We start from the raw sequence: 24,025 nt of genomic DNA on the forward strand, positions 1-24,025 counted from the left end.
CCTACCTACTATTCACATTCGTACTTGTAAATCTCCTTACCATATCCTCTATCAATTAGTAAAAGTTCATTTGGATATAGTGTCTTATGTTCCATTCCTACTTCATCCTCTGTTATAAACATTCCATCAATAATCATTCCAACTACTTGTGATTCTTTCGCTACAAAGACAGATTTCGAACCTTTCTTCGCTATAAATGTAACGGATTGCACAGTTTTTCTTTCTGCTCTAAATGGGATCCCAAAATAATGGTTCCACCATTTATTTCGAAGTAATTCTGGTTCAGATTGATATAGCCAATCTTTCGCTACCTCTTGATCCCATTCATAATACAGTAGTGCTTTCCGGTGAAATCTTGGCCGAACAATCCATCCTAAAACAATGATTCCTACTACTAACAGTAATAAAGTGATAGGAATGACAAACTTAAAAATAAGCGCATATTTTTCATAAAACGGAGCATCTTGAATATGGAATGTTATGTTTTTCTTTACTTCTTGTAACTTTGAATCCTGCATTACGATGGTAGCTTCTACGGTGCCGGTATCTGTAAAATTAAATGTGTCGGAGTAATAGGGACGAGGATAAACATAGATTTGATTTCCATGTTGCTTTATTTCATAGTTGATTGATTGTTTAGATGTGACACCAGTAGATTTTAATAGTTTCTTTACAGCCTCTTCTGTCATCGGCTTACCATCTAACTGTGGTTGTATAATAAACGGTTTACTATTCTCTAAATTTGTCACTTTTTCTTCATAATCTTTTGTAACAGTTTGAAGTGATAATTTCGGTTTCTCAGCTGTTTCAATTTTAAATTCTTTCGTCTGTCTATAAAACCCCTTTATATTCATATGAACTTTCCCGCGTACTAACCCTTTACCAAGCTTCGTTTCGTAATAAAACACATGCCTTTTATCGTTCCACTTCATTGCATATTGTTTTCCGTCTATTTCTACTTCTGCCTGAAAGTAAGAAGACTGAACTGGCAACTCCGTAGGCCTTGCTTCAATAACAGCTGTCACACCTTCATACATTTCCTCAACATTTTTTCTATCCTTATCCTCTTTATCATAAGTAGAAACAGTATAATTAAGTGCCGGTTCGACTAGTACTTGTAACCCTTCTTTCTCAATATCTCGGTCCACTTCTATCGTATAAGTTCCTGGTTTAATAACTTCCTCATTTTCCGTACTTATATGAACTATATTTCCGAACAACTTTGCTTCTCCTGGTGCATGTATGGAAAAAGAAGATTGTAATTGTAATGGTTTAGAAATTTGTGTGACCTGATAATCGGGCAGAGAAGGCGATTGTCGTACAAGCGTCATACGCTTTAACGGAAACGGTGTTGTAATCTCTACTCTTTTCCCCACTACTTTCGTTTTTACAATCGATTCAACAGAGGAGAATGGATCACGATTTGCAACTAATGCTGCCACTTGATTTACACTTTTTACAATGCCATCTTCTCCGCTTGACGGCATCGTAACACCATTTATCTCTTTCTTCCATATTTCCTTGAACGTATTTAGTTGTTCTTTTTCTTGTTGTCCTAAATCTTCTTCCATCGTAATTAAGACTGGATGTAACGATATCTTTTTTGCATCCATTTCTTTCTTAAACTGGGCTAATTTCTGCAAAATTTGTTCTTTTCCGCCAACCTTATCTTTCTCTAAATCATTAAATGCCCCGTCAGTTAATACAATAAGCCAAAATTCACGTTTTCCATCTATATCTGCTTCCTTTTTTATAGATTGCATCGCCGTTTCTACCGCGCTAAATGGAGTATTTAAATACGTTTTCCATGCTCCAATTCCCTCAATTTCTGTTTGCCTTTTATCCTTCGTTAACGAAATGTTTAATGGCTCATTCGGCTTACTCATTGGAACGTAAGAAAATTTATCTTTTTCATCCAATAGCGCAACTAAACTTTGCAAAGCATAATTGGCATATTTCCAGCGATCGTTATTTCTCATGCTGCCCGAATCGTCATATACAAGTGAAACGACCCTTTCCTTTGCCTCCTCTCCTTTTGCAAAAGCTGATAAAGGTAAACATATAAATAGAAACAACATGAACGTGGCACAAATTCGGATTTTCATGATGAGGCTTCGCCACCTTTGTAGACAAATTCCTATGTTTAAATTTATGAGAGGAAACAAGATATATGACTTGTATTTTAGGACAACGAACCCAGCATAATTTTATTATGTAAACAGTTATAAGAACTGAATATTATTCCTTCTAGCGTTTTCTATCCGATACTATAAGTAAAAAAGCCTGTTTAAGCTCCACACTTAAAACAGACTTTTCCTACTTTTTATTTTAAAAACACATAACAAAAAGTTTGATTTTTGACTTAACACATCACTTCTATTGTAAATCCACCAGGTGCTTCAACGTAAAACGTATACGCATGGACATGCTTAGGAGGCTCGACCAAAAATCCATCTTCCTTCAATCTTTCATTTATCTTATCTACTTGTTCTTCACTTTCTTGTGGAAATCCTACGTGAAATGTTCTTGGATACTGAACTTCTTTTCCTTTCATTAAAGTTAGTATAAATCCATCATTATCACGCATAACTGCAAAGGCATTCCCTCTTGTTCCACTACAAGTTAGACCAAAATACTTCTCTAAAAACTCTCTAGCTGCTGTTACATCTGTAACTGTTAAATTAAGATGTTTAATTCCCAATCCTTCACCTTCTTTCTCAATTTTCTAACATTTTATCATACAAATAAAAAACACGCCTTCCACAGCGTGTTTCATTGCTTTACATACACTTCAACAATCGGATTCTCTTTATTATCCGCATGCAAGCGTATATTCTCTTCACTTGTATTATAAATACTAGCTAATAACATTATCGTTAACACATTAGGTGTCTTCGCATCACTTCCGTATTTTCTCTCAAGCGCTTCCTTATATTCAAAATCTAAATCCCCCTGCACATATGTATACACTTCAAAACCATCTTCTAAATTGCAAACTACTGTATCAATAATATCTGTCCCTACTTGCTTCTTCATTTCCTCTCGTAACGCTTCAATAAAATCTTCCCATGGTACTTCGTATGTCTGAAACTGATCTGTAGATTTCATGCCTTTTCCTCCTTATATATCCTCTTCTTATATTTCCCCTTTCCTATAACAATTATGATAGATAGGGCATTCGTACAAGCCGCACTTGTCCCCCTTACATATCGTATTACTGTAATGCGGAAGGAGGAAAGAATATGCATAGACAAAAATGTTATGATACATGCCAACGTTATTTCGGAAAAGTTGTTCGGATTGAAGACCGTGATGGCCGTATACATTTAGGTAAAATAATCGATGTGACACAAAACTCTGTATGGATCGAACCGGTGCAACAGCGCTCATCTTTTGATTCAGGGTTCGGATACTACGACGCTTATGCAAACGGTGGTTGTGACCTTTGTGGAGGCCTTAGCAGGTGTGATAGTTGTGGATTCGGATGCGGTGGTGGATTCAGCAGCTGCGGATGTGGTGGTCGTGGTTGTAGTAGTTGTGGTTGCGGCGGCTGGGGAGGCGGCGGTTGTGGCTGGGGTGTTGAACTCGGATTTGGTTTCATCTTCGGAATTACATTAGCTGCATTATTTTTCATTTAACATAGTAAAGAGTTGGCTACCTTTAGCCAACTCTTTTTCTTTATTTTTCACATATAAAAATACGATGCCCTAAAATGTGTTGGTACATAAGCCGTACATTTTCATGCTGTGCCCACGCCTCATATAACTCATTCGGAATATGTGAGGATACATTCCATTCTGGCTCTTCTACATAGCCAGAGATTGTTTCTGCAATCGTGCCACCACCCGCAATTGTAATTCTTTTAAAATTTGCTTTCTGAAATAATTGTACCCACTCATTCTCAGTTAACAGTTCTTTCATGCCATATAATTGGGCGATTTTTTCTTCCTCACCCTTATCAATGTGCCTATCAATAATCATTTCAATGACAACAAGCTTACCGTCCTGCTGTAATACACGATAACACTCCGAGATAACCCTTTCTTTGTCTGTAAAAGCGATGATTGATTCTCCAAGTACGAACTCAAATGAGTTATTCAAACACGGTAAATGCTCTACATTTCCTTCAATTAATTGTATATCTAACCCTTCAAACAACCATCTATCTTTTGCCTTTTGAATCATAATTTCATTCTTTTCAACCGTTGTTACTTTATAGCCAAATTCCCTTGTCATATACGCCGCTGTTTTCCCCGTACCACAACCTATCTCAAGGACATTCGCTCCATATTTAAAAGGCAGTTGTGCTAACAATTGTTTTGTTAACGTAAAGCCACCAGGATGAGCACTTCCTATTCCGTAATAAGCTAGGAAATCGATGTATGTGTTTCGTTTCATGGGATTCTCCCTTTTTTATTTTATATATTCGAGCACGGAAGAAAAGTGCATAGAAAAAAGGGCGTATTGTACGCCCCTCATCTTACTTATCCTCTGTAATATATGCCCATTTATAGCTGTAGTCTCCACCAACCGGATGGTGAACAATACCTTTTACTTTCTGTCTTTGAACGATAGCATCACCACGTTGATATAATGGTGCAATTACAGCATCATCAAGTAATATTTTCTCAGCTTTTAGTAAGCTATCCCAACGTTCTTTCGTTTTCGTTAATAGCTCGCCTTTACCTTTTTCTACAATTTCATCATATTTTGGATTTGAATATCCAGTTTGGTTATGAGGACCATTTGTAACGAACATATCAATGAATGTCATTGGATCTAAGTAGTCAGGGCCCCAACCAGCGTAAGATAAATCATAATCTAAATCTGATTCTAATTTTAATTTTTGTTTAAACGGTTGATTTTTCAAGTTCACTGTTAACCCTGGTAAGTTTTTCTCAAGTTCTCCTTTTAAGAATTCTCCTACTTTCTTCGCATTATCGCTATCGTAGTTTAATAGCTCAATCGTTACTTGCTCTTTTCCAAGTTCTTTTTTCGCTTTTTCCCAATGCTCTTTTGCTTTTTTCACATCTGTTTTTAAAATATCTCCATTTTCTTTACGGAAGTCTTTTCCATCTGGACTCTTAGCAAATTCTTTTGGTACTAAGTAATCTGCTGGTGTAGATCCGTCATTTAAAATAACGTTCGTTAAGCCTTTTTTATCATATGCCTTTGCAATCGCTAAACGTAAATCTTTGTTCTTTAATACTGTATCTTGCCCACCACGTTTTTGGTTTAAACGTAAGAAGAACGTTGATGGTGTTTTTTGTGTATAAAAGTCTGGATTTGATTTATATTTGTCAACCATTTCAGATGTAAGTCCCGCACGATCGATTTGTCCGCTTTCATATAAGTTTACACGTGTACCGCTATCTTTTACTACGTTAAAGTTGATTTCATCTAACTTAACTGTTTTATTATCCCAATATTGTGCATTTTTCTTTAATTTCCATCCTTCTTCATGTTTCCAGTCTGTTAATGTAAATGGTCCGTTGTATAACGTTGTATCTGCTTCTAAACCAAATTTTTCACCTTTTTCTTTTACGAATTTTTCATTTAACGGATAGAATGTTCCGAATGAAGTTAATTCTACAAAGTAAGGAACTGGATTTTCTAATTCTACCTCTAATGTGTAATCATCTACAGCTTTTACACCTAACGTATCAAGTGGTGCTTTCCCATCATTAATTGCTTTTGCGTTCTTTAAATCAAACATAATGTATGCATATTCCGCTGCTGTATTTTTATCTACCGCACGTTTCCAAGCAAACACGAAATCCTTCGCTGTTACAGGGTCTCCATTTGACCATTTTGCATTTTTATTTAATGTAAATGTATACTTTTTACCATCATCACTCTTTTTATATGATTCAGCAACTCCTGGTGTTGCTTTATTATCTTTATCAAGTCGATATAAACCTTCCATTACGTTGTTTAAAGCTAGAAACGATACTTGGTCTGTCGCTTTAGCAGAGTCCATAGATGGAATCTCTTGAGACTCTGTTAAATTAAGCACTTGCTTCGCCGCTAGCTTTCCGCCTTCTTTTTCACCGCTTTTTGGTGTTGTGCTTGCCTTCTCTTTATCTCCTGATCCAGAGCAAGCTGTTAATGCCATACTCATTACTAAAACTGGTGCTACGACCGCTGTCAATTTTTTCATCTTTTTTCTCTTCATTTTTTTGTACCCTCCCCAATTATATGTACGATATTAACATTTAGAAATTCTCTACTAACTTTCGTTATCAGAAAATTCTTATTAATTAATATTCTACTGTTTTTTTAAATTTTGTAAAGTATTTTTGTAAATTTTCTAAATATTTATTTTTTTATTATAGTAACTTGTTGTTTTAACTACTATATGAATTATCCCCCGTCTACTATATGTAAACATCTCTCCCCTTATTCCACTCTATTACTACGTTCTATATTTTTCTTATTAGCATGAGGTCTCTTACTATCATCTGTATTACTACTTACTGACCTCTCTAAATTCCTCCGATAGAACCTTCCTAATTACCTACCCGATTCTCAATAGACTAACGAGATTTATTCCCTTATACATACTAAAAAGCATTTCAAAAGCAGCTCAGCCACTTTTGAAATGCTTTCACTTTATTTTTTTCCGCCATCCTCAGTTACATACGCCCACTTAAAGCTATATTCTGGACTGATGTTATGTTTCACAATTCCTTTTACATTCGGTTTCATTACATACGATCTTCCTGTTTGATATAAAGGAACTAACCCTGCATCTTCTTCAAGGAATAATTTTTCAACTTTCCCTAACGTTTCCCAGCGTTTTTTCGCATCACTCATTAATTCATTACCTGCTTTTCCTACCATTTCATCGTATTTTGGATTTGAATAACTCATTTGGTTGTACGGGCTCTTCGATTCAAACATATCAATAAATGTCATTGGATCCGCATAGTCTGGACTCCAACCTGCATAAGAAATTTCATAATCTTGCGCAGTTTCTAATTTTAATTTTTGTTTGAACGGCTGAATTTTCGTATTAATCGTTACACCTTTTAAATTTTTCTCAATTTGATCTTTTACATAGTCAGCAATCTTTTTCGCAGTTCCATCATCATAGCTTAGCAATTCAATTGTAACTTGATCTTTTCCAAGTTCTTTTTTCGCTTCTTCCCACGCTGCTGCTCCTTTTTTCGGATTATATTTCAGACCATTTTTAAATGTATCTTGATAATCTTTACCATCTGGCCCTGTCGCAAGTCCTTTTGGAACCAATTGATCTGTTGCTTTTGAACCATTATTTAAAATTACATTTGCCAATCCTTTTTTATCAACTGATAATGCAATTGCTTCACGAAGTTTTTTGCTCTTTAAAGGCGTATCTTGTCCGTTACGTTTTTGATTTAAACGTAAGAAGAATGTACTTGATTCCGCATACTCACCATATTCTTCTTTGTTCGATTTATATTTATCTACAAACTCTCCTGATAGTAATGTAAAATCAATTGATCCTGTATCATATAAGTTTACTTTCGTTGCAACCTCTTTTACTACACTATAGTTAATTTCTTCTAATTTCACAGTCTTTTTATCCCAGTACTTATCATTTTTCTTCAGCTGCCAACCTTGTTCATGTTTCCATGAAGACATAACGAATGGACCATTATACACAGTTGTATCTGCTTCTAAACCGTACTTATCACCTTTTTCTTTTACGAATTTTTCATTTAATGGATAGTATGATGGGAATGCTAATAAATTTAAGAAATACGGTACCGGTTTTTCTAATTCTACTTCTAGCGTGTAATCATCTACCGCCTTCGCTCCTAATTCAGTTACAGGTTTTTCTCCTTTATTAATCGCTTCTGCATTTTTAATATAGTAAGCAATAAATGCATATTCTGCTGCAGTATTCTTATCAAGTAAGCGCTTCCACGCAAAAACGAAATCTTTCGCTGTTACAGGATCACCATTTGACCATTTTGCATCTTTTCGCAGTTTAAACGTATACTTTTTACCATCTTCACTTTTCGTACTAGACTCTGCCGCAGCAGGAATTGGCTTATTATCTTTATCAAGGCGATATAGGCCTTCCATCGTGTTCCCTAAAATTTGCGAACCTAATGTATCAGTAGATTTAGAAGTATCCATCGTCGGAATTTCTTGGTTTTCCGTACGATTTAATACTTGTTTCGCTGCATATTTAATATCAGATTTTTTTTCTTCCCCACTATTTGATGTAGTAGTCGTTTTCTTTTCCCCACCTGACCCAGAACATGCTGTCAATGCAACACTCATCGCTAAAACTGGTACTACAACTGCCGTTAACTTTTTCATCTTTTTTCTCTTCATTTTTGTACCCTCCCTAATTATATGTACATTACCAACCCTTGAGAGACCCCTTACTAAAGATTTATTTTTCAGAAAATTATAACTAATGTTATTCTACTCTTTTTTTCGTATTTGTAAATAGTTTTTTAAATATCCTGGTTTTTTTTAATTTAGTAGGATTTATCCCCCATCTACTATATGTACATACTATACACCTTATTCTCCTCTATTTAACCACACTAAAAATTAGTATTTTAAGCTCACAAAAAAAGCATTTAAAAGTAGCTAAGCCACTTTTAAATGCTTTTTCAACTCTATTATTTTTCAGTCACATATGCCCACTTAAAGCTAAATTCTGGACTGATATTATGTTTTACTACTCCCTTTACATTTGGTTGTAAAACATAAGAATCTCCTCGTTGATATAAAGGTACAATCGCTACATCTTCTTCAAGTAATGTTTTTTCAGCTTTTCCTAACTCTTCCCAACGTTTTTTCGCATCGCTCATTAATTCCGTTCCAGCTTTTTTCACCATGCCGTCATATTTAGGGTCAGAGAAGCTCATTTGGTTATGAGAATGTCCAGTCTCAAACATATCTAAGAACGTCATTGGATCTGCATAATCCGGATTCCATCCGCCATACGAAATATCATATTGTTGTTCAGTTTCTAATTTTAGTTTTTGCTTAAATGGTTGAAGTTTAATGTTAACTGTTACACCTTTTAAGTTTTTCTCAATCTGATCTTTAATATATTCGCCAACTTTTTTCGCATTACCAGTATCGTAGTTTAAGAATTCAATTGTAACTTGGTCTTTACCTAGCTCTTTTTTCGCTTCTTCCCAAGCTGCAGCAGCTTTTTTAGCATTTGGTTTTAAACCATTTTTAAACGTTTCTTGGAAGTCTTTACCGTCTGGTCCAGTTGCTAAACCTTTTGGTACTAAGAAGTCAGCTTCTTTTGATCCATCATTTAAAATTACGTTTGCTAAATTCTTTTTATCAACTGATAGTGCAATTGCTTCACGTAACTTTTTACTCTTTAATGGTGTATCTTGTCCATCACGTTTTTGGTTCATACGAATGAAATACGTACTCACTTGTGAATATGTTCCGAATTCATCTTTCTTATTTCTGTATTTATCTACGAACTCTCCAGTTAATAAAGCAAAGTCAACTTGACCGCTATCATATAAATTGATAAGAGTTGCTGGTTCTTTAACAACACTGAAGTTAACTTCTTCAAGTTTTACAGTCTTTTTATCCCAATATTGATCATTTTTCTTTAATTGCCATCCTTGTTCATGCTTCCAATCTTTAAGAACGAACGGTCCATTATAAACTGTTGTATCAGACTCTATACCGAACTTCTCGCCCTTTTCTTTAACGAACTTTTCGTTTAATGGATAATATGATGGGAATGCTACTAAGTTTAAGAAGTACGGTACTGCTTGCTCTAACTCAACTTCAAGCGTAAGATCATCTACTGCTTTTACTCCTAATTCAGTTACAGGTTTTTCTCCTTTATTTACTACTTCTGCATTTTTAATCGGGAATGCGATAAATGCATACTCAGCAGCTGTTTTTGGATCTAATAGACGTTGCCAAGCATATACGAAATCTTTCGCCGTTACTGGATCTCCATTTGACCATTTTGCATCTTTACGTAGTTTAAATGTATATTTTTTACCATCTTCACTTTTCGTGCTAGATTCTGCTGCAGCTGGAATAGGTTTATTATCTTTATCAAGACGATATAATCCTTCCATCGTATTCCCTAGCATTTGTGAAGATACTGTATCTGTTGATTTAGAAGAATCCATCGTTGGAATCTCTTGGTTTACTGTTCGATTCAACACTTGTTTTGCCGCTAATTTTCCCTCTGACTTGCTATCTCCACTTGAGTTTGTGCTTGTCTTTTTATCTCCGCCTGATGTAGAACATGCTGTTAGTGCCATGCTCATTGCCAAAACCGGTACTACAACTGCTGTTAGTTTTTTCATTTTTTTCTTTTTCATTTTCTGTACCCTCCCTAATTCTAAACGATAGCTATTAAAGAATTTTCTGATAATTCTGTTTTTCTCTATATATTTATCAGACGATTCTTACTAATTCTTATTCTACTAATTTTTTAATTTTTGTAAAGTATTATTATTGAAAATTTTTAAAAAATTATTTTTTTACAGTAATATTCATAAAAATTCCATATGTTGTTCAAACCTTATTTTGCATTCATACACATTCGTTGTTTTAATCACTTCGATCTCATTTACCGCTTGAATACTGGTTAATTATTGCTAATAAATAATGCATATATGTAAAAACATCTTTTCTACAAAAATAAAAAAGCAGACATTTCGTCTGCTTTAATTCTCCTCAATTTGCTTTTCACTTAACCCTAGATGTGTTCTAAGAGTATTACTCAAACTCTGTAGATCTTTTTTATTAGGATTATAATAATATACACGTTTCCCGTTTGGGCCATTAGGTAAGTATAAATCATCACCAGCTAATTGTATTTTTTCAACTGAACCGTTTAAACCGTATTTATAAAAAGATAAAATATCATCCATTACTAAATTTGTTTTAAAATCACCATCAACCGCCTCAACTATTTTTTCTAGCTTCGTAATCGATCCTACACTTTTTAATTTACTTAAAATCGCTTCAATAACAAGTTGTTGGCGCTGTCCTCTCATTGCATCACTATCAATATGGCGCGTTCTTGCTAGTGCAAGTGCTTCTTCCCCATTTAATTTTTGTAATCCTTTTTTCAAATGAATCGCATCAGGTTCATCTTTACTATTTTGCTCCGTAAATTCAACTGGGACATCCACTTCAATACCATCTAACCCATCAACAATTTTAGTAAAGGAACCAAAATTAAATTTCACAAAATAATCAACAGGCACCTGTAACAATTTTTCTACCGCTTCCACAGAAGCTTGCGGTCCTCCATCTTTACCATTTTTAACGAAACCACTTCCATATGCATGGGTTATTTTATCTTTTTTCTTTTCAACTGGAACATATGTATATGTATCACGCGGTATGCTTGTTAATTTCACTGTTTTATCGTCTTTATTAAAAGTCGCTAACAATAATGCATCTGTATGAAATGCACCATTATATTCCTTTTGTCGTTCTTGATTTTCATCAATTCCCATAATTAAAAGTGAAACATGATTTGCAATTGGCTTTACAGATTTCTCACGTAAATTGGATTTTTCACCTCGTGCTAAATTCAAATTAGATTTTTGTACAAGACTAGAAGTTTTCATATATACATAGGCTCCATAGCCAATTCCACCAAATAGTAATACCGCCAGTAGTAAACTTGTTATCTTTTTCTTTTTATATTTTTGCTTATTTTTCTCTTCTCTTAAAGATGAATGATTCCCCATTTACTCTCCTCCTGTTTCTATTGATCCAATATGTTTCTCATTTTTTCATATTTAGCGCTATCCTTTTGAAACATACTTTCTTTCAATCCCTTATCTATTTGTATCCATTCAGTCGTAACTGAATATTGAATCAAGCCTTCTTGAAAACTAAGAAATTTCAACATAATCCCTGTATTTTTCTCCACAACCATTTCGAATTTCCCTCTTAAATCTTCAGAGGTGCTAACAGGCATCTCTATGTTTATAACTCCTTCAATTTTGTAACAATCTAATCCAAGATATTTCGTTTCTTTATAATTCCAATCTTTATATCGAATTAATAAATCTGCGAATTCTGATTGAATACTATATTTAGCTAGCCCTACATATTCATCATCATATCTCTTTTTCTCATCTGATTTTCTCACTAACCTTTCCGTAGGATTTAATTTTAATAGTTCATTGTTTCTTTCTTTCGGGTTCCATTTTGTCTCTTTATAGGTATACTTCTCATCATCAAACTCTTTTTTCTTGCCCTCGTTATATATAATTGTTCGTTTTTTGGCTAGTTTATCTTCTTTCGAAGAGATACCTCTTTGTTTCTCCGTATCAATCGCATACTTATATGTTGTAGCAATTCTTGATGAGCTAGAATATTCCTCAAATTGTCCTGAAATATTTTTAAAATAATCAATAGAATCTAGCATTTTTTGATGAATCTTTTCTTTATCTGGATAATGTACATTCGATTTTATTTCTTCTTCATTTTCATAATCAGAAAACGCTTTTTTCTTTACATATTCAAATACTCCACCATTTTGCGCAAAACTTTGTATAGAAAACTCAGACATAGATACCACTGAAAGTATACAAACCGCTGCACTAATTATCATCATATGAATTTTGTAACTCTTCTTTTTTACCTTAAGATTATGTAGCGTACCATTAATCTTTTCATTTAACTCTGGAGGTACTATAACATTTTCATCTTTGATTCTCTTTTTTAATTTCTCATCAAATAATTTTTCATTATCCATCCTTTACACCCCCTATTCCATCTTTAATCGTTTTTGTAGTTGTTCCCTCGCGCGTGATAATCTTGATTTCACTGTTCCTTTCGGTATTTCTAACAGCTTTGCTATACTCTCTTGATTCATATCTTCATAATAATAAAGCACCGTAACAGCTCTTAATTCTTCATGTAACGATTGAATCGCATTACACAAATCTATATCTTCATACTGATCACACGCACTCATATTGTAATCATTCTCTTCTGTCACAATTACATTTTTATACGCTCTAATAATATTGTTACACTCATTTATTAGTATTCGAATTAACCAAGTGTGAAAAAATTCTTCTTTTTTTAATTTTTTTATATTTTCATAGGCTTTTAAAATTGTTGTCTGTATCGCATCCTCTATATTTGTCTCATCACGTAACATCGCCTTTGCTATTCGATACATCTTCACTTTTTCTGTATGTATAAGCGCTATAAAGGCTTCATGATCACCTTTTTTCGCTAAAGAAACATCCGTTTCTTCTTTTATAACCATTTTATATAAAGGGATTACTTTCACAATCGCTCCTCCTGCTTCATCCTCACTTCATCACTTCCAATTTAACTTTACATGTATTAGACGTATGAACCTAGAAAAAGGTTCACTTTTTTGAATATTTTTGTAATTAAAAAGATAAATATCCTTTATAAGGATGCAATAAACATACTAGTTTAAATTTACAAATAAAAAAAGCCCACTTTCTCAGTGGACTTTCTACTCTATAACGGTAAATCCCTCTTCCTAAATACTACAATCGCTACGATAAAAATACAAAGCGCTACAGCAGTTAAACCTATGCTTACCGGCCATATATTATATGATCCTTCAGCAATTTCTTTCGGACGAAACAGCGTGAATAATGATAGGTTTTTCATCCATTCTAACTTATCACTTAACTTCCCTACCATATCCAATACGAAAAATAAGATAGTTAAACTCGCTGAATAACTTAGTGCTTTTCTTTCGTCATTACATATACAAGAAAAGAAAAATGAATACGCACTAACGACTAAAAATATGAGCCCTCCGACTACATTTATCTTCAAAAATAACTCTTTATTTAAGTTATTATCTTGTAAAAACCATTCTGCACCTACTAACCCAGCTACATACGTAACAGATACAATAATCAGAAGTCCCAATATGAGAACAGCAGCTTGTGTAATCGCAATTTGCACTCTAGATACAGGTGTTGCTAGCATGTATGCCATTGCTCCTTTATCTACATGACGAGCAATTAAATGTGTCGCAACTGTTACGCAAAAAATTGTTAAAATGATAATAAACAATAAACTATAGTATTCGCCCGCTAGAAAATCCATTACGTTTTGAATCGGACTTTCCATACCAACGATTTTTTTCACACTATCAGGCATGGCACCTATTAATTCATTTAGCCCTTTCGCTGATACCATTGACGGGAATATCCAAATTAATAACCACAGATATAAAGCTGCACCAGACGCATAACTCAAAATACTTTTTTGTGTTTCTTTCAAACTAGCTAAAAATAATTGCTTATTCATGCGTTATCCCTTCTTTCTTATCGTAATAATGCATAAATAAATGTTCTAAATCCATCGCTCTCGTTTGAAGTGCCGTTACATTGTAGTTTGAAAGTGTTTGTAAAACAGTTTGATAGTTTCCTTGTACAATGATAGATGCCTCTCTGCCTTTTACCGCTTCAAATTGCAAATTACACTTTGTAAGAGACTCAATCTCTTCTTGTGATGATACTGTTACATCTATCACTTGTCTTCTCATACTTTGTAAATCGTGAATATTTTCAACTGTTACGAGTCGACCATCTTTAATAATAGCTACTCTGTCACAAGTTCTCTCAATTTCAGTGAAAATATGCGAAGACATAAGAATTGTTTTTCCTCTTTGCTTTTCCTCTAATATTAAATCTATAAACACTTGCTGCATAAGTGGATCAAGTCCAGATGTTGGTTCATCTAAAATTAACACCTCTGGATCGTGCATAAATGCAGCGACTATCCCTACTTTTTGCTTCATTCCTTTAGACATTTTGCGAATCGGTGTTTTCACATCAAATTGCAGACGCTCTATCAGTTCATCTCGTCTTTTCGTATCCTTTAATCCACGCATTCCTTGCATTAATTTTAAAAACTCTAATCCGTTCATTCCTTCAATAAAAGAAATTTCACCCGGTAGATAACCAACTTCCCTTTGAATTTTCGCTGCTTCATTCCAACAATCTAATCCGAAAATTGTCGCTTTACCAGCTGTCGGTTTTATAAATCCCATTAAATTACGAATCGTCGTTGATTTTCCGGCACCATTCGGTCCTAAATAACCAAATACTTCTCCCTCTTTTACATCAAATGTAATATGAAACAAACCTTTTCCATTCGAAAACTGTTTTGTGACATCTTGAACTGAAATCATAATTCCACCTCATTTTTTGAAATATTTAATATGTGATATTTCAAAATTATTGTACTCCTCATCTTTCATATTCGCAACAACTTTTTGAAATATTTATCAGTCTATATTTCAAAATTATTGTTTTCCATTATTTTTTCTTGTATATTTTAAGTGAGGTGATTGCATTGAACGGCTTTGAAAGAGTAAAAGAAAAGAAAAAGCGTGCCATTAAAGAAGCAGCATTCTTATTATTTTCAGAACGTGGATTTAATGAAGTGAAAATAGAACATATCGCAAAAGAAGCAAACGTTTCTCAAGTTACAATTTATAATCATTTCGGAAGTAAAGATGCGTTATTTAGGGAGCTTATACAAGAATTTATCATATCTGAATTTCAATATTATAAAGAGCTTGCAGAAGAAAAATTACCTTTTCATGATATGATGCAAAAAATGATTGTAAGAAAAATGAATACTGGCGGATTATTTCAACCTGATATGTTACTACAAATGATGCAAAGGGACGAAGAACTCCGTAAGTTTATTTATAGTTATCAAAATGAAAAAATCCTACCCTGGTATTTAGAAATATTAGAACGAGCTCAGCGCAAAAACGAAATTAATCCACACCTTACTAAAGAAATGATGTTACTTTACATTCAAATGTTTACAAAATTAGGTGATGAATTTGGAGCACAACTTCTTGAAGGAGATTGGGAAAAACATATAAAAGATATCGTTACGATGTTCTTCTATGGTCTTTCTGTTCCACAAAAGTAATTTTTCTAAAGAACAAATAAAATCATCAAAAAGCCCTTTGGATATTTAAATCGCAAGGGCTTTTTCATATCAAAAAATGACTAAAACTAACTTTATCTTAAAGAAGTTAAATGCTGCTTTATAGATAACACCTTATTATAGATTAACTCTTTTAGCATCACAGGCTGAATTGAAATAATCGTTTCACCAAAATTTAGAAAATAACTTGAAATAAACTCAACTTCTTGCTTGTTAAAATAGCCTGTTATACTATAATTTTCATTTTCTTTTTGTATCCTCATGGAAGGATAATTCTCTTTATCAAAAATGTCCTTTCCTTTTTGATTAACAATGACGCTAAAATCAATTGCATCAGGTTTTCTGTGAAAGTTTGTAAGATAACTTAATAGTTCTTCAAGATTTTTTGAATTCGTGTTGCTTGTTTCCTCAATAGAAAGAATTTTATCACATCTAATTATTTGAACACCATTTGTCTCAAAATTAAAGATTTTAGCATACCACTGGCCAAATTTAGATTCGATTCGAATAAATTGGGCGACCAATACTTTCTCCTCATCTTTTTTTAAATATGTTAAATAATAAACTCGCTCAGCAAAAATCCCCTGTAAAATTTCTTTTAAGAACGGACTAAAATTACTATGATTTGTTACTTCAAAGGAAAGCGTTCGTTCCATAATCGAAATGTTTTTACTCACATTATCAGGTAGTACATGTTTAAATTTATTTTCAAGCGCAATACTTTCTATATTAAATGGTTTTGTCTTGTATCCATTTAGTGTAAGAATCGAAAAGTATAACGCATACATTTCATCCACACTAAAATAAATTGGCGATAACACACTATTTTCTATAATTTTATAACTTCCATTTCTACCTAGTTCAGAATATATGGGTACACCTATTTCTTCCAATGATTGAATATCTCGTAAAGCTGTACTTTTAGAAATATCATATCTAACCATTAAATCTTTTAAATTAAAATTTCTTTTATTATTTAAGAAAATAAGCATATCATTTATTCGTTCCGTTTTTTTCATATTTACCTCCCGAAAGGTGTCATGTATTGAAACCTTTTTAGTCTATATTATAATTATTAACTAATAAAGGAGTTGTAAATTTATGACATTAGAAATAGCTATTTTTCTCTCACTGAATGGGCAAGCAAAGGAGGCAATTAACTTTTATACACGTAATTTAGAAGCCAAAAAATTAATGGTTGTTACGTATGAAGAACTGGCGAAAAGAGATCGTTCTTTTAAAATTACAAGTGAAAATAAAGAACATATCGCTCACTCTGTTTTACAAATTGGGAATACAAAGCTAATGATAGCAGAAGATACAATGAATACTAATGAACGTTATAACGTTGGAAATAACATGTCACTTTGCATTCAAAGCGCTAATTTAGAAGAAATACAAAGATTTTATAATAATTTAATTTCCGATAAGCATGTGAAAATAATCTCTCCGCTAGAAAAAAATATATTTAGTGAAGCATATGGTATTATTGAAGATCCTTATGGCATACAAATCCAATTAATGTATGATAAACGACTAAACTAAATAATTAATCATATTCACATATTCCTAATAAAAAGACACGAATTTCGTGTCTTTTTATTTTATAGAAATGACTCTACCTTTTTCACTGCTTTCAATCGCTAATTGAATCAGTTTAATAACATCTAAACCTTCTTTTGCTGTTACAGGTAGTTTCTCACCATTTAATATACTATCTCGTACACCTTTATAATAATTGTCATAACAACCGACTTCTGTTGGAATACGCTCTAAGCTTTCTTCTGTTTCTAAAGTAGCAAAATTCTCTTCATCGTCTACTCCATAACCGTTATCACCTGGCTTCATTCCATTTTTTAATTGCTCTTCCTGCGAATCCATACCGTACTTCACGATAGAACCTTTCTCTCCATGCACTATAAAATGCGGTCCAGCTTTTTTCACATAACTGCTACTACGTAAAATGACACGTTTAACTCCGTAATGAAGTACTATGTGGAAATAATCATCCACCTCTGCACCTGGTCTTTGTTTTATTACATCTGCACTTATCGCATCGGGTTTCCCGAATATTGATAACGCTTGGTCAATTAAATGCGATCCTAAATCGTATAATATACCGGAGCCTGGTAGATTTTTTTCTCTCCATCGATCACGTACATGTGGACGGAAACGATCAAAATTCGATTCATATGCGTATACATTCCCTACTCTGTTTTCTCCTAACAATTTCTTAATTGTTAAGAAATCATTATCAAAACGACGATTATGATATACGCTTAACATTATATTATGCTGCTCTGCTAATGAAATAAGCTTTTCCCCTTCTTCAATTGAGACAACAAATGGTTTTTCTACAACAACATGCTTACCGTTTAAAATTGCTTCTTTTACATATGGAAAATGAGTTGTATTAGGTGATGTAATAACAACTAAGTCAACATCAGCTCGCTTCACCAATTCATCAATTGTACTAACAACATTAGCATTTGGTAATGTTTCTTTTACTACCTCTTCTTTTGAGGATAATACAGCACGAATATCATATTCTTCTATCGTTTGTAATAGTGGGATATGAAATGTCGTACTAGAAAAACCAAATCCTACAATCCCTACACCTATTTTTTTCATGTTGCCCCTCCATTTGTCCCGCTTTAACAGGCAGTAAGATTCCTAACTCAAAATTCAGCGAAAACTAAGGAACTAGGTGAGGAATCAACTGCTCGTTAAAGCCCGATTGGTTTAACTAATAATCAGTGTGGATAAAGAAAATCCCCATTGATTAAAGTTTCACTTTATGAGAACGATTTCATTCAGTTATTATAACAAGATTATTATTATTTATATAATAAATTGCCTAGAAAAAAGCATCTTGCTATTATTCATAGCAAGATGCCCTCTTTATTCTGGTCTTTTCTTCGTCCACGTTTCTACTACTTCACCAGTATCATTAACATCTAGCACTAGGCTACCATTACTATACCGGTCTTTATTTCGATACGCTTTCGGATCAATCTCTTCTACAATGTTTTTCTCTGTCTTCATGTAAACTAATTCATCGTCCCGAACAATTTCAATACCGACAATGCGGTACGGATTACGTTTTAATTCTTTGAAAATAACAAGACCTCGTTTCGCCCTCGTTGATTTTTCAATTTCTGATGCTTTTAGACGTTTTACAGCACCGCGCTGTGTTACGAGAATAAGTTGATCTTTGTCACCATTTAACGGTTTACCAGAAGCGACATAGTCATCTTCTTTTAAATTAATTGCTTTCACGCCAGCAGCTCTTACACCGACTGGACTTACTTCATCTTCATGGAAAATAAGTGCATATGCACCGTGTGTAGCAAGAACGATATCACTCGTTCCATCTGTCGCAAATATATCGACAACTTCATCATCTTTTTTCAAGTTTACAGCAACGAATGCCCTTGAATAACGCTGAACTTTATATTGATTTAATTCTGTTTTCTTTATCATACCATTTCTTGTTACAAATACGATAAATCGTTTTTCTTCCTCAAAGTTCGGTACAACCGTTGCCCAAATGATTGTTTCATCCCGGTCGAGTGAAACGATATTAGCAACGTGCTGACCTAAATCTTTCCAACGAATATCTGGCATTTCGTATACTGGCAGATATATATAGTTGCCTTTATTCGTAAATAAGAGGACTGTCTCTGTCGTATTCGTATCGAATCGTTCAAGTAAGATGTCACCCTCTTTCATACCGAAGTCTTTGCCATTTGAGGCATTATGTGAGCGCCATCCAGTACGTTTCACATATCCTTCTTTCGTTACAGTAACGATGACATCTTCTTGTGGGATCATCACTTCTACATCGATTTTAATTTCCTCGATTTGATCTTCAATAATTGCGCGTCGATCATCACTATATGTTTTCTTAACTCTCTTTAAATCTGTTTTAATTACTTGAAGTAATCTTTTTTCACTTTGTAAAATTGCCTGTAGCTCAATAATTTTCTTATTAAGCTCATCTGCTTCTTCTTGTAACGCCGTAATGTCTGTATTCGTTAAGCGATATAATTGCAAGGAAACAATTGCTTCTGCCTGTGCTTCTGTAAAGCCAAATTTTGCACTTAAATTATCTTTCGCGTTACGTTTATCTTTTGAAGCTCGAATTGTTTCAATTACTTGGTCTAAAATCGATAATGCTTTCTTTAAACCTTCTACAATATGTTGACGATTTTCTGCTTTTCTTAATTCATATTGCGAACGTCTCGTAATAACCTCTTTTTGATGTCCAATATAAGCATCTAAAATTTTCGGTAATGTCATAAGTGTTGGACGACGATTATTGATCGCTACCATATTAAAGTTATATGGAATTTGCAAATCTGTATTTTTATATAAATAATTTAAAATACCTTCGGCGTTTGCTTCTTTCTTTAATTCAACAACAATTCGTAAACCAGTACGATCTGTCTCATCACGCACTTCAGCAATACCATCTAACTTTTTATCTAGACGTAATTCATCCATTTTCTTTACAAGATTTGCCTTATTCACTTCGTAAGGAATTTCAGTGATTACAATTTGTTGTTTCCCACCGCGCACTGTTTCAACTTCTGCTTTTCCGCGAATAATAATTTTACCTTTACCTGTTTCATACGCCTTTTTAATACCATCAATCCCCTGAATAATACCGCCTGTTGGGAAATCTGGTCCTTTCATAACTGTTAATAAATCATCAACAGTACTATTTGGCTTATCAATACGCATCATTGTAGCATCAATAACTTCTCCAAGATGATGCGGAGGAATTTCTGTTGCATAACCAGCGGAAATCCCTGTAGATCCGTTCACTAATAAATTCGGGAACGCTGCTGGTAATACAACCGGTTCTTCACTCGTATCATCAAAGTTTGACACGAATTCAACTGTTTCTTTATCAAGATCACGTAATAATTCAGATGCGATTGGTGATAAACGAGCTTCCGTATAACGCATCGCTGCCGCTGGGTCCCCATCAACACTACCGTTATTACCATGCATTTCAACTAAAACATTACGTACTTTCCAAGTTTGGCTTAAGCGTACCATTGCTTCATATACAGAGGAATCTCCATGTGGATGATAATTACCGATAACATTACCTACTGTTTTAGCTGATTTACGAAACGCTTTATCATGTACATTGCCTTCTACATACATAGAATATAAAATACGTCTTTGTACTGGCTTTAAGCCATCACGTGCATCTGGAAGTGCACGATCTTGAATAATATATTTACTATAACGTGCAAAGCGATCACCTAACACGTCTTCAAGCGGGAGGTCATGAAACTTCTCTGCTTGCATGTTATTCCACCTCCGTCTCCATAATCATTTCATTTTCTAAAATATTTCCTTCTTCTTGCATACCAAACTGTACATTACGTTCAATCCATTTACGGCGCGGTTCTACTTTATCGCCCATTAATGTTGTAACGCGACGCTCTGCTCTTGCTGCATCATCAATTTTCACGCGAATTAATGTACGCGTTTCAGGATTCATTGTTGTTTCCCATAATTGATCCGCATTCATTTCACCAAGTCCTTTATAACGTTGTAACATATAGCCTTTTCCAACTTTTTTCGTTACACCGTCTAATTCCTCATCTGACCAAGCGTATTCAATTACCTCACTCTTACCTTTTCCTTTACTTACTTTGTATAAAGGAGGAAGTGCGATAAACACTTTACCAGCTTCGATAAGTGGCTTCATATATCTGTAGAAGAACGTTAATAACAATACTTGAATATGAGCCCCATCCGTATCGGCATCGGTCATAATTACAACTTTATCGTAGTTAATATCTTCAACATCAAATTCATTTCCTACACCGCCGCCAATCGCATAAATGATTGTATTAATCTCTTCATTTTTAAAGATATCAGCAAGCTTTGCTTTTTCTGTATTAATTACTTTACCACGTAACGGTAATACGGCCTGGAAACGTCGGTCTCGTCCTTGTTTCGCAGAACCACCGGCAGAGTCACCCTCTACTAGGTACAGTTCATTTTTTTGCGGGTTACGTGATTGTGCAGGTGTTAATTTCCCGCTTAACGTACCTTCTGATTTTTTCTTTTTCTTACCACTACGCGCTTCTTCTCTTGCTTTACGGGCTGCTTCACGGGCTTGTGCTGCTTTAATTGCTTTTCTCACAAGAAGTGTAGCTACATCAGGATTTTCTTCTAAAAAGTATGCTAAATGCTCAGATACAATGGCATCAATTGAAGAACGCGCTTCACTTGTACCTAGTTTCCCTTTCGTTTGCCCTTCAAACTGAAGCACTTCTTCTGGTACACGTACCGAAACGATAGCCGCTACACCTTCACGAATATCTGTGCCTTCTAAGTTTTTATCTTTTTCTTTTAATAGTGCTACTTTACGAGCATACTCGTTAAACACACGCGTCATCGCTGTTTTAAATCCAGCTTCGTGTGTTCCACCATCTTTTGTACGTACGTTATTTACAAACGATAAAATGTTTTCTGAGTAGCCATCGTTAAATTGAAATGCTAGTTCTGCTTCAATTCCATTTTGTTCACCAGTGAAATATACAACTGGATGAATGGAATCTTTTTCTTCGTTTAAATATGAAACGAAAGCTTCAATTCCCGTTTCATAATGAAATACATCCTCTAAATCATTTCGTTCATCTTTTATTGAAATTTTCATTCCTTTTAATAAGAATGCAGATTCACGTAATCTCTCACATAATGTTTCATAATTATAATTTGTTGTGCTGAAAATCGTTGTATCTGGTTTGAAATGCATCGTAGTACCAGACTCTTTCGTCTTCCCGATTTTCTCAAGCGTCGTTACAGGAACACCGCCATTTTCAAAGCGTTGTTCGTAAATATTTCCGTCACGCTTAATCGTTACGACTAACCATTCTGATAAGGCATTTACAACCGATGCCCCAACCCCGTGCAAACCACCACTCGTTTTGTAACCACCTTGACCAAACTTACCACCGGCATGAAGTACAGTTAAAATAACTTCAGGTGTAGGTTTCCCAAGTTTATGCATTCCCGTAGGCATTCCTCGCCCTTTATCTATAACGCTAATACTATTATCTTTATGTATTACGACTGAAATTTCGTCGCCAAATCCCGCTAACGCTTCGTCAACGGAGTTATCTACTATTTCATATACTAAATGATGCAATCCACGGCTGTCCGTGCTCCCGATATACATACCCGGGCGTTTTCGAACGGCTTCAAGTCCTTCTAACACTTGAATCGCATCTTCATTATATTGGAACTGATGCTTCGCCAAACTCCTTGCCCCTTTCCTAATCCAAAATCAGAACATATGTTTCTATTATAGAATAACGCCTCGACTATAGTTTTGGCAAGTTATCTTATCTCTTTTATATACCATTTTCAATAGAAAAATCCTTGTTTTCTCACAAGGATTCCTCTAGGCTACTATTTCAGAAAAATAATCGTTTGTCAACGAGAAATGGATATGTATTCCAAGATTACACATTCCAAACCTTTATTATGATCCAAATGATCAAGATCCAAAATGGGATTACAAATAACAACCCCCAAAAACAGCCTTTAAAAAATCTCATGATGAACACCTCGTTCATCGGCCCTACTTATCTATAATGAGGGCTGAATCAATCTTTCTACCTTTAAATCTATACTATTTTGTCATCGCATGTTCTACTTTAATACAACGATCCATTATTACAGTATAGTCTTTTTCTTTTAAAAATTTGTATGTATCCTCATCTTGTACTCCTAATTGTGCCCAAAAAACATCTGCATCAATCTCTACAAATTCTTTTGCAACATCCATTAAAAACTCTGAGCGACGAAATACATTTACAATGTCAACGTGTTCCTTAATATCCTTTAGTGAAGAAACTGCCTTTTCTCCAAGCACCTCATCTACTGTTGGATTAACTGGAATAATGCGGTATCCAGCATCTTGCATTGCTTTTGAAACCATATACGATGTACGTTCTGGCTTATCTGATAATCCAACAACCGCAATTGTTTTGCTTTTCTTTAACACTTCACCAATTTCCGTACGAGTTGGGTTTTCAATTGTCATAATTAA

20 protein-coding genes are annotated in these 24,025 nt (G+C 34.2%); 3 read left to right on the forward strand and 17 right to left on the reverse strand.

The annotated features are described in order from the left end of the window. Positions 1-8: 8 nt before the first annotated feature. The 3 genes from ACXKY9_RS17285 to ACXKY9_RS17295 all read right to left on the reverse strand — a co-directional run bounded on the left by ACXKY9_RS17285 (position 9) and on the right by ACXKY9_RS17295 (position 3,108). The gene (locus tag ACXKY9_RS17285; RefSeq protein ID WP_000702076.1) at positions 9-2,105 is read right to left on the reverse strand and encodes a vWA domain-containing protein; all 2,097 of its coding nucleotides are present in this window, start codon (positions 2,103-2,105) and stop codon (positions 9-11) included. 257 nt (positions 2,106-2,362) lie between these two features. Then, positions 2,363-2,701, reverse strand: coding sequence for a VOC family protein (locus tag ACXKY9_RS17290; protein WP_000511523.1), 339 nt, complete (start codon positions 2,699-2,701; stop codon positions 2,363-2,365). Between the two features lie 71 nt (positions 2,702-2,772). After that, positions 2,773-3,108 (reverse strand): hypothetical protein, encoded by a 336-nt coding sequence (locus tag ACXKY9_RS17295; RefSeq protein WP_000842888.1) that lies wholly within the window; start codon positions 3,106-3,108, stop codon positions 2,773-2,775. 134 nt (positions 3,109-3,242) lie between these two features. Between ACXKY9_RS17295 and ACXKY9_RS17300 the strand changes: the two genes are divergently transcribed. After that, positions 3,243-3,638 carry a hypothetical protein gene (locus tag ACXKY9_RS17300; protein WP_000554977.1) on the forward strand — a complete coding sequence of 132 codons (396 nt, stop codon included), beginning with the start codon at positions 3,243-3,245 and terminating at the stop codon, positions 3,636-3,638. 40 nt (positions 3,639-3,678) lie between these two features. On the opposite strand, the gene ACXKY9_RS17305 is transcribed toward ACXKY9_RS17300, so the two are convergent. The 9 genes from ACXKY9_RS17305 to ACXKY9_RS17345 all read right to left on the reverse strand — a co-directional run bounded on the left by ACXKY9_RS17305 (position 3,679) and on the right by ACXKY9_RS17345 (position 15,163). Continuing rightward, on the reverse strand, positions 3,679-4,398 hold the full coding sequence (locus ACXKY9_RS17305) for a class I SAM-dependent methyltransferase (RefSeq protein WP_000828247.1): 720 nt from the start codon (positions 4,396-4,398) through the stop codon (positions 3,679-3,681). Positions 4,399-4,480: 82 nt separating this feature from the next. Beyond that, positions 4,481-6,175, reverse strand: a complete 1,695-nt coding sequence (locus ACXKY9_RS17310) for a peptide ABC transporter substrate-binding protein (protein WP_000823443.1) — start codon at positions 6,173-6,175, stop codon at positions 4,481-4,483. 437 nt (positions 6,176-6,612) lie between these two features. Further along, positions 6,613-8,328 carry a peptide ABC transporter substrate-binding protein gene (locus ACXKY9_RS17315; protein WP_000823473.1) on the reverse strand — a complete coding sequence of 572 codons (1,716 nt, stop codon included), beginning with the start codon at positions 8,326-8,328 and terminating at the stop codon, positions 6,613-6,615. Positions 8,329-8,624: 296 nt separating this feature from the next. Beyond that, positions 8,625-10,322, reverse strand: coding sequence for a peptide ABC transporter substrate-binding protein (locus tag ACXKY9_RS17320; RefSeq protein ID WP_000727532.1), 1,698 nt, complete (start codon positions 10,320-10,322; stop codon positions 8,625-8,627). Between the two features lie 348 nt (positions 10,323-10,670). Beyond that, positions 10,671-11,708 carry an LCP family protein gene (locus tag ACXKY9_RS17325; RefSeq protein WP_000526729.1) on the reverse strand — a complete coding sequence of 346 codons (1,038 nt, stop codon included), beginning with the start codon at positions 11,706-11,708 and terminating at the stop codon, positions 10,671-10,673. Between the two features lie 17 nt (positions 11,709-11,725). Further along, positions 11,726-12,724: a hypothetical protein gene (locus tag ACXKY9_RS17330; protein WP_000368243.1), complete on the reverse strand. Its 999-nt coding sequence runs from the start codon at positions 12,722-12,724 to the stop codon at positions 11,726-11,728. A 12-nt stretch (positions 12,725-12,736) separates the two neighbouring features. Next, the gene (locus ACXKY9_RS17335) at positions 12,737-13,270 is read right to left on the reverse strand and encodes an RNA polymerase sigma factor (RefSeq protein WP_000864758.1); all 534 of its coding nucleotides are present in this window, start codon (positions 13,268-13,270) and stop codon (positions 12,737-12,739) included. 200 nt (positions 13,271-13,470) lie between these two features. Beyond that, positions 13,471-14,277, reverse strand: coding sequence for an ABC transporter permease subunit (locus tag ACXKY9_RS17340; protein WP_001041439.1), 807 nt, complete (start codon positions 14,275-14,277; stop codon positions 13,471-13,473). Then, positions 14,270-15,163 (reverse strand): ABC transporter ATP-binding protein, encoded by an 894-nt coding sequence (locus tag ACXKY9_RS17345; protein WP_000626568.1) that lies wholly within the window; start codon positions 15,161-15,163, stop codon positions 14,270-14,272. The genes ACXKY9_RS17340 and ACXKY9_RS17345 overlap by 8 nt, the downstream gene beginning before the upstream one ends. Before the next feature lie 155 nt (positions 15,164-15,318). Here ACXKY9_RS17345 and ACXKY9_RS17350 point away from each other — a divergent pair, with 155 nt between their 5' ends. After that, positions 15,319-15,921 carry a TetR/AcrR family transcriptional regulator gene (locus ACXKY9_RS17350; RefSeq protein WP_003285002.1) on the forward strand — a complete coding sequence of 201 codons (603 nt, stop codon included), beginning with the start codon at positions 15,319-15,321 and terminating at the stop codon, positions 15,919-15,921. A gap of 92 nt (positions 15,922-16,013) precedes the next feature. Here ACXKY9_RS17350 and ACXKY9_RS17355 read toward each other — a convergent pair whose 3' ends face one another. After that, a complete protein-coding gene (locus ACXKY9_RS17355; RefSeq protein WP_000750566.1) occupies positions 16,014-16,958 on the reverse strand; it encodes a helix-turn-helix transcriptional regulator in 945 nt (314 codons plus the stop codon). Positions 16,959-17,040: 82 nt separating this feature from the next. Here ACXKY9_RS17355 and ACXKY9_RS17360 point away from each other — a divergent pair, with 82 nt between their 5' ends. Next, positions 17,041-17,484: a VOC family protein gene (locus tag ACXKY9_RS17360; RefSeq protein ID WP_000171326.1), complete on the forward strand. Its 444-nt coding sequence runs from the start codon at positions 17,041-17,043 to the stop codon at positions 17,482-17,484. Between the two features lie 54 nt (positions 17,485-17,538). Here ACXKY9_RS17360 and ACXKY9_RS17365 read toward each other — a convergent pair whose 3' ends face one another. From ACXKY9_RS17365 to ACXKY9_RS17380, 4 genes are all read right to left on the reverse strand, one after another. Continuing rightward, complete coding sequence (locus tag ACXKY9_RS17365) at positions 17,539-18,570, reverse strand: oxidoreductase (protein WP_000719771.1); 1,032 nt, start codon at positions 18,568-18,570, stop codon at positions 17,539-17,541. A gap of 270 nt (positions 18,571-18,840) precedes the next feature. Then, on the reverse strand, positions 18,841-21,264 hold the full coding sequence (gene parC / locus ACXKY9_RS17370; RefSeq protein WP_001147463.1) for a DNA topoisomerase IV subunit A: 2,424 nt from the start codon (positions 21,262-21,264) through the stop codon (positions 18,841-18,843). A gap of 1 nt (position 21,265) precedes the next feature. Further along, positions 21,266-23,230: a DNA topoisomerase IV subunit B gene (gene parE, locus ACXKY9_RS17375; RefSeq protein WP_001062202.1), complete on the reverse strand. Its 1,965-nt coding sequence runs from the start codon at positions 23,228-23,230 to the stop codon at positions 21,266-21,268. A 375-nt stretch (positions 23,231-23,605) separates the two neighbouring features. Beyond that, positions 23,606-24,019: a CoA-binding protein gene (locus ACXKY9_RS17380; RefSeq protein WP_000151387.1), complete on the reverse strand. Its 414-nt coding sequence runs from the start codon at positions 24,017-24,019 to the stop codon at positions 23,606-23,608. Between the last annotated feature and the right edge of the window lie 6 nt (positions 24,020-24,025).

Source organism: Bacillus sp. 2175 (assembly GCF_057812155.1).